This window comes from Algoriphagus vanfongensis DSM 17529 (assembly GCF_000429465.1).
GTDB lineage: Bacteria > Bacteroidota > Bacteroidia > Cytophagales > Cyclobacteriaceae > Algoriphagus > Algoriphagus vanfongensis.
Map to the genome: position 1 here is coordinate 1 of NZ_AUBX01000003.1, position 12,917 is coordinate 12,917.

Annotated in this window: 5 protein-coding genes; 2 read left to right on the forward strand and 3 right to left on the reverse strand. The window is 42.2% G+C overall.

The window, feature by feature from the left end:
- On the forward strand, positions 1–4,768 hold a 4,768-nt coding region (locus G460_RS23450), incomplete at its 5' end, for a glycine-rich domain-containing protein (RefSeq protein WP_342667599.1).
- Between the two features lie 14 nt (positions 4,769–4,782).
- On the opposite strand, the gene G460_RS0100905 is transcribed toward G460_RS23450, so the two are convergent.
- Together G460_RS0100905 and G460_RS0100910 are read right to left on the reverse strand one after the other, a co-directional pair.
- Positions 4,783–9,108, reverse strand: a complete 4,326-nt coding sequence (locus G460_RS0100905; RefSeq protein WP_026953613.1) for an AsmA family protein — start codon at positions 9,106–9,108, stop codon at positions 4,783–4,785.
- Between the two features lie 1,088 nt (positions 9,109–10,196).
- Positions 10,197–11,231, reverse strand: a complete 1,035-nt coding sequence (locus G460_RS0100910; RefSeq protein WP_026953614.1) for an RluA family pseudouridine synthase — start codon at positions 11,229–11,231, stop codon at positions 10,197–10,199.
- 54 nt (positions 11,232–11,285) lie between these two features.
- Between G460_RS0100910 and G460_RS0100915 the strand changes: the two genes are divergently transcribed.
- The gene (locus tag G460_RS0100915) at positions 11,286–12,209 is read left to right on the forward strand and encodes a 1-aminocyclopropane-1-carboxylate deaminase/D-cysteine desulfhydrase (protein ID WP_035463714.1); all 924 of its coding nucleotides are present in this window, start codon (positions 11,286–11,288) and stop codon (positions 12,207–12,209) included.
- A gap of 59 nt (positions 12,210–12,268) precedes the next feature.
- Here G460_RS0100915 and G460_RS0100920 read toward each other — a convergent pair whose 3' ends face one another.
- Positions 12,269–12,913, reverse strand: coding sequence for an AlbA family DNA-binding domain-containing protein (locus tag G460_RS0100920; RefSeq protein WP_026953616.1), 645 nt, complete (start codon positions 12,911–12,913; stop codon positions 12,269–12,271).
- Between the last annotated feature and the right edge of the window lie 4 nt (positions 12,914–12,917).

Here is a 12,917-nt window from a genome sequence, read left to right on the forward strand (position 1 = left end):
ATCTACGGACAATTCTGTGACATTGGTCTGGAAATCAACAGGGGCCAAATCTGTCTCTGTAAACTATACAAATACCAACGGGTGTACGGCTGCCGCTGCAGTTTCTTCCAACTCAACTACCGTCAACGCCCTTCCTACCCCAACCTTTACCGCTCAGGCAAATGCATCAAGCTGTATCGATGAGTCTATAACCTATACCACTCAATCCGGTATGAGTGCTTATTCATGGTCTTTTCCCGGAACTGCTGGAACAGATTATGTCATCTCCTCTGGTGGTGGATCTACGGACAATTCTGTGACATTGGTATGGAAATCCACAGGAGCCAAATCCGTCTCTGTCAACTATACCAATACCAATGGATGTACTGGATCACCCGGAATATCCTCAACAGAGGTTTATCTAATCACTGAAATTAAAATTCAACCAGATAATACAATTGATCAAGTTGAATGTGCTGGAGATGGTTTTGATCCAATTTCTGTAACAGCAATTGGAGGAGATTTAAAATTTCAATGGTATTCAAAACCAGATAATTCTGATCCTATTTCAAACCCAGGGACAATAGTGTCTGGTGCTACATCAGCAACATTTACTCCACCATCATCAACTGAAGGGATCCTATACTATTATGTTGTTGTTACAGGAAACTGTGGTGTAGAAACCTCGGGAATGTCAGGAGAATTTAGAGTAAATCCTTCAAAAACAGTTATAGACATTCACCCTGACACTACATCACCACAACCACAATGTTTTGATGAATTTGGATCTTTCATTGGTACTCCATTATCAGTTTTAGCTAGTGGTGAAGGTACAGTAACTTACCAATGGTATAAAAACACTACAAATTCAAATTCTGGCGGAACAATAATTTCTGGAGCAACATCTGACTCTTACACACCTCTTACAGACGAGGTAGGCACATTTTATTATTATGCAGTTGCATCGAGTAATTGCGGAACTGTTCCAACTGATATCTCAGGAGCATTCACAGTCACTCAACCTACAGTGGTAACAAATGAGTCTTTAGCTTCCCAGGAGATTTGTGAGGATCAAAGTTTTGCCCCAATCTCCATTGTTGCTGATGGTACCGGAACCATTGCTTACCAATGGTATAGCAATACAACAGCCGTAGCAGATACACTTGGAGCGAATGTAGTCGAGCTATCTGGCGAAAACGGAGCAAGCTTCACACCCCCTACTACACTTGGCCCTCCTCTTTATTATTTCGTCAAAATTTCCAGTAATTGTGGACCAAATGACCTTTCCTCTATTTCCGGAGCATTTATTGTAAACCCACTTCCTGTTCCTACTTTGACTTCAAATGTAGATGGGAACCCCTTCGTATGTGAGGGGAATTCGGTGACCTATACCACAGAGTCTGGACAATCCAATTACGTTTGGGATATTCCCGGTCAGACCCTGAATTTAGACTATACTGTAGCATCAGGAGGAACTGCCACTTCTGACACTTTTGTCGTTACATGGTTGACTGAGGGTGCCAAGAATGTGACAGTATCCTACACAGACCCTAATGGTTGTACAGCTGCCAGCCCAGAAGCTGTTACCATCACTGTTAATCCTTTACCTGTAGCTTCATTAACCTCAAATATTGATGCCGATCCAGTGGCTTGTGAAGGTAGCTCTGTGACTTACACTACCGACGCTTCGCAATACGATTATGTTTGGACTATTTCTGGAACTGAGGGCGATGATTATAATATCACTTATTCAGGTAGTACTCTTGAAGAAAGTAATAGCATCGAAGTGACCTGGTTAAGTGATGGTCCAAAAGACGTTTCTGTATCCTATACTGATCTTAACGGTTGCTCGCCTACTACTCCTACTACCAATACAATCACAATAGATCCGCTTCCCTCTCCAACATTTACTAGTTCCCCTGGAGCAGGTGTTTGCGCTGAAATAGATGAAATTACTTATACTACCCAGTCAGGACAGGCAAATTATGTGTGGAATATCCCTGGAGTCGAGGATACAGACTATACAATAACCGCAGGAGGAACAGGGAACACAGACTCCTCAGTAAGCATAATCTGGCTCAGTGCTGGATCAAAAACAGTAGAAGTAAGCTATACCGATGGAATTACAGGTTGTATAGCCTCAAGCGCCGCAACTTCAACCACCGAAGTCCAAGCATTAGCAACTGTAGGACCAACCTCAACTACTTACCCAAGTGTCTGTATAAGTTCTCCAACTCTCACCCCTTTTACGCAAGCTACAACAGGAGTTACCGGGATTGGAACACCGTCTGGACTTCCAACTGGAGTAACAGCAATTTTCAACAATTCAACTGGAGAAATCGAATTTTCAGGTGATGTTACTGGAGCCACAACCGGACTTTATTCCTATAGTATTCCTCTATTAGGTAGTTGCACAAATGGTCTCACGGCAACAGGAACCATCGATGTGACTCCGAATTATGAAATCACATCAATTTCTTCAGTATCTGCAACGTCCCTTGGAGGATTAGCCTCAATTTCTATATATGGAGATCCAACAATTTTAGTCAATGGAATCTATGAGATTTTTTATCAAATCGCCCAAGGGAATGGATCTTTTACTCAGGTCGGACCAGTAAATGTATCTGTGACAAATGGAAAAGGCACCTTCAATACTATTCCAATAAATAGCACTGATGACACCTATATCGTCCAAATACTAAGTATAAAGAAATCAAGTGATGTTTGCACAATAACATTACCCACACCCCCTACCACTTACTTTGGAGTTTGTTCTGCTGTTTTCAGTGCTAATAGCACTTTTTATGTCCCCGGCAATGTTTATCAAATAACAATAGAAATTTACGGAGCAGGGGGTGGTGGCGGAAATGGAGCCGGGAGTAAAGGTGGCGGCGGCGGCGGATATTCTATTAGAACAGTTTCCGTAACTCCAGGCCAGCCTATTGGAGTATACATTGGGAAAAGTGGTTCAAAAACAAGTAATGGAGGAAATTCATACGCAACGTTTGACTCAAGCTTAGGGGATATTTATAATACAAGTATTCTATATGCACATGGCGGAGCTGTTGGTAGTGGATCGTCTGGGGGAAGCGGGGGCAGTTCAGACCCTAGATATTCTGGAGGAGCTTCAGGAGCTTCAGGAGCAAGTGGCCTTGGCGGAAATTCCGGAGGACCTCAAGGAAATGTTTTTGGAAAAGGAGGAAATGCAAATGCAACTGGGCAAGACGGTATTATAATAATTTCCTACTCCTGCCCCGATCCAGACGATACCGACTGTATGACGATCATTGATGATGGTTCTAAATCTGGATATACAATCATTGAATATTCTTGTGATGATACCTGGACAGCTCCAGAAGGACTTATTGATTTCACTGTATTTGTAGGAAGCGCTGGAGGGGGTGGCGGTTCTGGGGAAGGATCTGGAGGGGGAGGTTCTGGTGCATTAATTGTTCAAAACTTCACTACGACCAACCCATATGGTCTTCCACCAGCTACCAATTTCGAAATAGAAGTAGGAGAAGGTGGACCGGGCGCATTTTTTGGTGATAGACCTGGTGACCCTGGCGCCCCATCTTCATTCACTGGCACAATTGATGGAATGCCAATATCTATAATAGTTCCAGGAGGGGGAGGCGGCGGATCTCAGATAAGTACCCCAGGAGGATCTGGTGCATCTGGAGGAGGAGGAGGAGCAACTTTATTACCATCTAAAGTCAGGGGAGCTGGTGGAAACTCCCAATCTATTACCTATTCAGGATCAGGTATAATTGTATATAATGGTAACTCTGGCGGACTAGGAGATTATCATGATTCTCAAGATGCAATTGCCGGCGGTGGAGGTGGTGGACTCGTGGGATGGACTGCCAGTGACAAAAAAGATGGTAAAGCCGCTGGTAATGGCCAAGGTGAAGGTGGGGATGGAGGAAACGGAATTGCCCTGAACTTAGGTGATTCTATCAAATATTTTGGCGCCGGAGGGGGAGGAATTGGAGAATACTTCAATGGTGCGGAGAAAGACGGTCAAGGAGGATATGCGGGTGGAATAAAGTTGGGAGGAGATGGAAATTTAGATACCGAAAACACAAGTGGCATAGGTTATCCAGGGGTTAATCAGACAGGGTCTGGCGGTGGAGCTGGCTATGCAGGCGGAGGTAAAGGTGGAGACGGAGTCGTTTATATTGTGTATGAAAATCTGTCCATCCTCTCCGTCGAATACCTCTATTTCGAGGCTTCCTATTCTTCCACAGATCGATCTACCAAACTCAAATGGGCCACTTCTCAAGAATGGGAAAATGCACATTTTGAAATCGAAAGATCAATCAACAATGTCTCCTCCTGGCAAAAAATCGGACGAGTTGAAGGGGCTGGATACTCTGACGAACCAGTGGACTATGAATTCTTGGACGAAAATCTCCCTGTTTCTGGCGGTTTGGTATATTACCGATTGAAACAAGTGGATTTCGATGGAGATTATCAATACAGCGTTACCAGATCCATTCAAGTAGAACCAAAAGACGGCTCTGGATACTGGCTGGTTTATCCAAACCCAAGCGGAAGAACTGAATATGTGAATTTCAGCCTACTGAATCTATCTGCCTATCAGGATGAAATCATTCACATTCGAATTTCAGACGCCAAGGGTATTTCGGAAACTTATACCGCCCATAGCCCTGAAGAGGTTAGCGAGCAAGTTAATTTCCATCTACGAAACACAGACCATGGATTATTTATAGTTCAGCTACTTTGGGGTGATCATCAGCAGCAAATCAAAATCATCAGAAAATAAAAGAGGAGGAATTTCTATTCCTCCTCTTTTCGTTTAGGCATCTGGGGCTGACCTAGCCCAAAGCTCGCCTTCAAACCGCTAAACGTAGCCTTCCACCAAGTATTAAAAATAAATTTGGACTGATCTCTTTTGACATAAATATCAGCTCTCACTTTATTCCCCAGAAGCTTTCGGGGATTGTTATTCTTAATTAAGGTATTAGCCAAAAAAGTCTCTATAGAAAGCTTTCCCTTTCCCTTATCCAATGTAAGGGAATCCAGCAGTTCTACTTTCAAACCTTCATAGAGAAACTCCATCCCACCGATTGCCTCCTCATTATCCAATCGAAAACTCCATCTAGCTGTATCTATTTTTCCGGAAGTAGCCTTCACAAAAGCCCCCTTGCTCAAAATATCATTGGCATCTTTCATTTCCATCGGCCCCAGTTCCATCTTTACATTCATAGGGCTACCCGGCTCAAAATACATTTCTGCCTCTACTTTCACATCCCCCTTTCCCATCAAGCGGGTTTCAGCTACCATTTTTAATGTATCTTTTGAATGTCCGGCAGCATCCCCCGACAATTCGAAAGGAGTGATTGACACATTCATCTCATCAAAGAGAACTCTTCCTGGCATTTGAGCACCTGGTACAAACTCCTGATACCTCACCCGACTATCAGATACATACACACAATCTACACGAACCTGATACTTCGAATTCGTCATCATGACCTGCGGCATCGGCTTATATACTCCTTCCTGCAAAGGAAGTCTCTTATCCCGGAAAACATCCAGGTGCACTTGCTCCAACTCCACTTTTTCTGCCTGAAATAGCTGATCTGAAAAATACTTTTGAAGATCTATACCTTGAATCTTTAGCCTTCCAAGCCGCATATCTATGGCATCTGTCTGATATCCTTTGTGCCTCAGATAAGCATACCTTCCCATAGCGGGGCGAAAACTCAAGTCTCGGATTTCCACACTCGAGTTTTCTAGTGATACCTCCCCTATTTCTACTAGTTCCAGGCTATCCTTGGTAAAAAACTCATAGTCTCTCAGTGAGAAATTAAATGGATAAGACAGAAGTTCGGAAGTATTCAACTCCAGCTCTTCAGCCAACAAATCCATTTCTAAATCTGAAATAGCAAAATCGAAATCCAAAAAATTCAATCCGTTCCTCGGAGTATTATTCTTTTCAAGCACCTCCACACGCCCCTCCGTCAATTGGACCCTATGCAAAAGCAAACTCGAAATAAAAGGATCTTTTAAGTCCTTTTCATTCTTTGCCAATTTTCGCTTGGGCCGAGCAGCACTGTCCAGATATATTTTTAATTCTGGATTTTTAATTCTCAGCAGATTGAGATCAAATATCCCGGTCGATTCTATTTCATCGAGACTGTTATTTCGAATTCCTATCTCCGCAATCTTACCCTCCAAAAGTATTCCCGGGCTAGTTTCCAAGCTATTTAAAGGCCTAATTTCCAGATCAGAAAGAATCGTTTCTTCCACAGAATTATCATAGACCAGACTCGATAGTTTTACCGAATGGAGGCTATCGGGTAAGATAAATGTGAAATCATTGATGTCAATTGCCACCTTACTAAACAAACCGGCAAGCTCCACATCGCCCTCTTCCTGTTCGTTCATGAAAAAGTCAGAGATAGAAACATCAAAAGATGTCTGCAAAGACTGGACATCCTTTTCACCCTGTATGTAGTTCATCTGAAAATCGGAATTCAACGCATGAATCTCATCTACCTTCACAAAGTCCAACGTCCTCAACCTGCTTTTTCCGCTTCTCTTCTGGAGTAGCTTCCTTTCCATTTTCGGATTGATGTCCAAGCGTATATCACTTCCTTCCACGCTTAGTTTTTCCAGATCTATGATATTTTCAAATAGAAAATCCTCTAAGTCAATCCCTTCAATTTTGACCTTTGGTAGGACCAGACCTAAAGCCAGCTTGCTATCCAGATTCTCTCCGGCTTTCAGGCGAAGTGTATCGATTTCCAAGGACCTTGCTTTGGTATTAAACTGGAGATTACTGGTCGTCACATCATAATCTCCCTTAGCGAGAGAAAAAGAATAGTCCGCAAGATTCAGGATGATTTCATCGGAAAAAAAAGTTCGTCTTTGAGCAGAATCTGACTCATCGAGAGAAAACCCCTTTAAAATCAAGCTCAAATTTTCTTCCGAAAAACTGATTTCCTGCCTTCCCGAATAATCCGTAAAATTGAATTTCCCCTGGTCAAAATTGACCGAATCTATAGTCACCTGATGAAAATAAGATTGGAGGATGGATTTGATCCCCTCTGTAGATTCTATCTGAGCACTTCCTACAGCTCCTACTTTTGGGCGATAGCGAGTATAGGAAAACTCAGGCTCTGGAACCAGAATAGAATGAATCCATAAATTTCCTTCCAACAAAGCCTCCTTGATATCTATCCCTTCTACTCTAAAACTTGGGACCGAAAGATCAACGGCCACAGTTTTATCATACCTATCTAAAACGGTCTGAATGTTTTCCTCCTCGGGTTTCAGTGAGAAATGATTAATTGCAATCAAAGACCTTTTGGAATCTATCAGAATATTATCTGCCGAAAACACGTGGAGATTGTCACGGAGTTTGAGTTTATATTTTTCCAAACTCAGAATCATCTCATCTGCCAATAAAATATCCCTGATTTTCATCGTAGAATCTGGAGAAAACCGAAGATTCTCTAAGAGCAAACCAAAACTTTCAAATCCAATGTCATCAGATCTCACCCCTGCTTCATTTGTAAATTGGACCTGCCCATTTTGCAGCTCAAATTCATCAATGGTGACCTCATTGAGATAACCCAAAAGATAGGTAGTGGTGACATTTTTAACTTCTTTTTCTCCTGCAGACTTTGTCAGCTCCACCACCTGTACATGGGGAGACTCGATCGCCAAGCGGTGCACATCCAATTCACCTTCATTATAAAGCTTTTTGAGATTTGCCTCTGTAAACTCAAGCTCATGCAATTTGATCCGAATCAACTGATCCGGGGATTGGGATATGATGGCTGTATCCCGTGGCAACATCTCAAAACCGACAACTTTGATCTCATCCAGAAATGACGAAGCCATCACACGCTCTCCTTTCAAAAGATGTACACCATCTGAAAGATAAAGCGACACATCTCCCAATTCCATAGAGGCATCTTGTCCATAAAAAAACTGATTGGCTTTCTTCTCTTCTTCCTCGCCAAGATAGAATTCAATCATCTTAAACCCGAGATCTTCTACTTCTATCCTGTTTTTGAGACTATCCTCTATGGAAGCCGTGAGGAATTTGCCATGATTGACAGAAAGCTCCTGCACATGGAAAGACTTCAAGATCCCCTGAATCAACTCATTCAAATCCCCCGTTTTTCCTCTTTCAGAAGTTTGATTTAAGGATTTCAACACCTGTAATCTAGGCTTGTCCAAGACAATCTCATCTATCTCCAACTCCGATTCCATGAAAGCCCTATTGAGGTCCACATTGCCCACTCGCAACTGGGCAAGATTGACATCATAATAAGTACTGCTTGGAATCGCCCTGTTTGACACCAGACTGAATTCCTCTATCGATATCTGCTTTTCGAGTGAGCTAACCCAAACTTGATCAGCATATAAAGTATGTACCTGATCAGGTAGCTCAAACTGCACCGATTCCAAGTCAAATTCAAAGCCTTTGGCATTGAAAGGGCTAGACCAATCATCCGCACTGGTCCAATCGACACCTCGAATTTTAAGACTTGAATTTTCCGCATTGATGGAATTCTGACTGAGGAAATTCAAGAAAAGTAAATCAGCATGGTTGATCTCGATCTCTTCGATATACACTCCTCCTATCGGTATTCTGCGTATGGATTTTTGGATTTCTTCTTCCAGTCTTTTGACAGCAGAAACTTGCTGCCCATTCCCAAGGCCATTAATATCCTTTTCGCTGAGCTGCACTCCCAAATTGGGATTGTCCAAGCTAATCTTACCAATCGTGAAGATATGATCTGACCAGTCATACCAAAGATTGCTGACTGCAAGCTCATCCAGTGTAAAATCAAATAACACTTGATCTGAATTCGTAGAATCCACTTCTACAGGCTTCATGACCACACCGTTAAGGAATATCCCCCGTCGAATCAACGAAAAATTGAGCCGGTTAAAATCTACTTGGTATACACCGCCAGTGGCATCGTTGATTTTGGAACGAGTCCAGTTGAGCAAAAAGAAATTGGAACCGAAATAGATCAAAAACTCCAAAAATGTAAGAGCTAAAAATAGGATCGTCAGCACCCTTACGATTTTTCTCCTGAAAGGATGTTTAGAGATTTTGCCTCGAAAGCGCTTGATCATAGTTGGAATTTACCCTAAAATAATCAATTAGTGAGCAAAAAATAAAAAAGCAGTCTTAGAAAGACTGCTTTGATTGCTGTAGGAGAAGGATTCGAACCTCCACGGAGAAGTTAGGCAATAGTCCGGTTGTACCATGCTTTATCCCAATTCCCGACCGTGATCGGGGACCCCACCCCCGAGACAGGAGGGCTTGTCTGCCAATTTCAACATCCTACAGTATATGCTGTAAAGCCAAAGGGCTTTTTTAAAATCAAAAGAAAAGCGACAAATTAACTTACATGCAAAAATCTACGCATGTCTCCATTGCTTAATTCATCGCCTCAATTCTTCCCAAGCCTTCTGCTTGGATTTAATAGGTTTGAGAGTTCACATCACATCTTCCGACTGCATTTGTGAATTCGATGGTTCAAAATTAACAATACGAGCTATTTATTAAAATTATGACAACATAAATCTACTATTTTTTCATTTTTTTTATAAAATGAGGCAATTGATTAAAAAATAGAAAACAAAACTTCCTAAATTAAGCCTATGATTGCGGATTTTGCAATCACCAAAAATCAAATTTGGAATACCTGAACATGTGCCCAAGTAAATTTTGGGCATAAAAAAAACCATGAAACAAAATTTCATGGTTTTAGTCAATTAACAATAAACCCAAAATAACCTGCTGTAGGAGAAGGATTCGAACCTCCACGGAGTAGTTAGGCAAATTTACGAGCTCGCTAAAATGCTTTATCCCAGATTCCCCACCCCCGAGACAGGAGGGCTTGTCTGCCAATTTCAACATCCTACAGTATCACTGTTTTCAATTTTGAGAAGCAAACCGTCTGTGAGCTTCAATTGATATTTCAAATATACGCTCACTTTTCCCTTTTTTACAAATAATTCAAAAAAAATATTATTTTTTTACAGATAAATTAATGAAATCGATTGAGAACTAACATATCGTCAAAATTATTAAAATAAATAGCCTTGATTTTACGAATTTGCTAATAAAGCCGATTGAATATTTGTTTTTATCAATAATTCAATCGTTTAATTACTAAATCCACACATTTTGACGCGTTTTTTTAGACAAAAAGAAATCAATCTATCTGAACATATCCTTCCCATTTATCCAAAACAGACTGGAAATCCTTGGGCAATTCGGATTCAAAAAAGAGATTATTCTGTGTTTTGGGATGAATAAAGCCCAAAGATTTGGCATGAAGCCCTTGCCGCGGCATTAAATCAAAACAATTCTGAACGAAAGTTTTATACTTCGAAAACTGGGTGCCTTTCCTGATTTTATCCCCTCCATACATGGAGTCATTGAATAGTGGATGCCCTAAAAATCTCATATGCGCCCGAATCTGATGAGTACGCCCTGTCTCCAGATTGCACTGAATCAAACTGACATAGCGAAGCCTCTTTAAAACCTTCCAATGTGTCACAGCATGTTTTCCATAGGAACCATCCGGATAGACATCCATCACTTTTCTATCCTTTGCACTTCTACCCACATGTCCAGTGATCGTACCCTCATCCTCCTCAGGCTCTCCCCACACCAGCGCATAATAGGTGCGCTCGATAGTGTGATGGTAAAACTGGGCCGCAAGTTTGGTCATTGCATCTTCTGATTTGGCGATTACTAATAAACCTGAAGTATCCTTGTCTATCCGATGGACCAAACCAGGCCTTCCTTCATTGCCCGCCATTTCGGGAAGATGTTGAAAATGATACACCAAGCCATTGACCAGAGTGCCTGACCAATTACCATGAGCCGGATGCACCACCATACCCGCAGGCTTGTTGACCACCAGCAATTCTGAATCTTCGTAGACGATATCTAAAGGAATATCCTCTGCTAGTACCTCTGTCTCTCGAGGTGGCTTGGTCAGCATCACCTTGATCTCGTCAAATGGCTTGATCTTATAGTTGGACTTGGTAGCCTTTCCATTGACTAGCACTCCGCCGGAGTCTATTGCCTGCTGCACTTTATTGCGAGTGGCATTGGCTACTTTTTCAGTCAAAAACTTATCGATTCGCATCAGAGTTTGACCTTTGTCCACGTGGATCTTGTGGTGCTCATAAAGCTCCAATTCCTCCTCATCGAATTCCTCTTCTGGCTGACTGTTCATGCCACAAAAATAAGAGGATAGCGATTAGTTTTTGCAAAAGCTTAAATTTCCACCATGATTCAGGCCGCCCCCATCATCAATCAAGTGCTGGACCATCCTCTTTTGGAACAAAAAGGGATAGAATTCGCAGTCAAAAGACTGGATCTGATCCATCCTCTTGTCTCTGGTAATAAATTTTACAAACTCAAATACAATCTCCTCCAAGCCAAAGCTCAAGACTCTAAAACCGTTCTGACTTTTGGCGGCGCCTATTCCAACCACATTCAGGCCACAGCTGCTGCCTGTCGGCTACTAGGACTTGATTCTATCGGGCTTATTAGAGGTGAGGAAACTCTTCCACTCAATCCCACTTTGGCTTTTGCTCAAAATCATGGAATGAAACTCGCTTATCTCAGCAGAGGCGATTATCGAAAAAAGAAAGAAAGCCAGTTTCTGGCTGATCTTCAGAACCAATTTCCAAACACCTTCATCATCCCAGAAGGAGGCACAAATGAATGGGCTATCCAAGGGACTGCTGAAATTTTGGGAGCCGAAGACAGCAAATTTTCGCACATTATAGCTCCTATCGGCACGGGAGGCACATTTGCTGGCTTGGTTCAAAGCTTGTCTCCTGAGCAGAAAGCAATTGGTATCTCTTCGCTCAAGGGAAATTTCATCATAGATGAGGTACGGCAGATTCTTCAAGAAACAGGCGAATTCCCAAACACTACCTGGACCGTATTCACAAACTACCACTTTGGCGGCTATGCCAAATACACACAGGCTTTGATTGATTTTATTTGGGATTTTCACCGATCATTCGGCATCGTATTGGACCCTATCTATACCGGAAAAATGATGTATGGTCTATGGGAACTGATCCAACAGGACTACTTTCCTCCCGGTTCAAAAGTCCTTGCTGTCCACACAGGAGGTATTCAAGGAAACAAAGGTTTTTTTGAAAGAACTCAAATCAGTCTCCCACTTCCTTCCAGGTAAGTAACCTGTTATTGCTACGGCTCCTCAGGACTTGTAATCCCGAATAGCCTAAACCCAAATCAAACTCTCGTCTCTTTCAAGGTGAAAAAATCCTCTGATTCCTGCGGATGGATTTCTAAGACATTAGCAAGCGTCAGCCTGATCAATGTCCGACTAGCCAAAAATCGCGGTAATTTAGCCTGCTTCGCATAACTTTTCACAGTGATCTTTCCCCACTCAGCCAAAAGCTTCATCAAAACCTCTTCCTTTTGACCATAAGTGAATACCACATCAGCTTGATTTCTGGACTTTTTCAGAATCTCCCAAATCTCCTTGCTGGCTTGGACTGTCCTATCCGCCACTCTGACATAGGATTTCTTCCGGTTTTCTTCCCATAAAAAATGAGGTCCTGTATCACTGCGAGAGATCTGAAAAATGGCAACTCCCTTTTTCTCATTGAGCTGAAGTGTTTCAAGATCATACTCCAGCGGGGGAAAAATCAACGCGCTGATAGCTTTTTCCATGACGTAAATCTCCTCCTCTATATAACGCTGCCCGCTGACAGTCCCATCATCATCTACTCCGATCAACAAATATCCTCCAGCAGTGTTGGCCAGAGCTATCAGCTCCCGCACTATTTTTTCTGGAAAGGCGGCTTTCTTTTTAAACTCCAGCCGGAGCCCTTCCCCCTGAGAAGCCAAAATCTTCAATTCTCGCAATGTCATGATC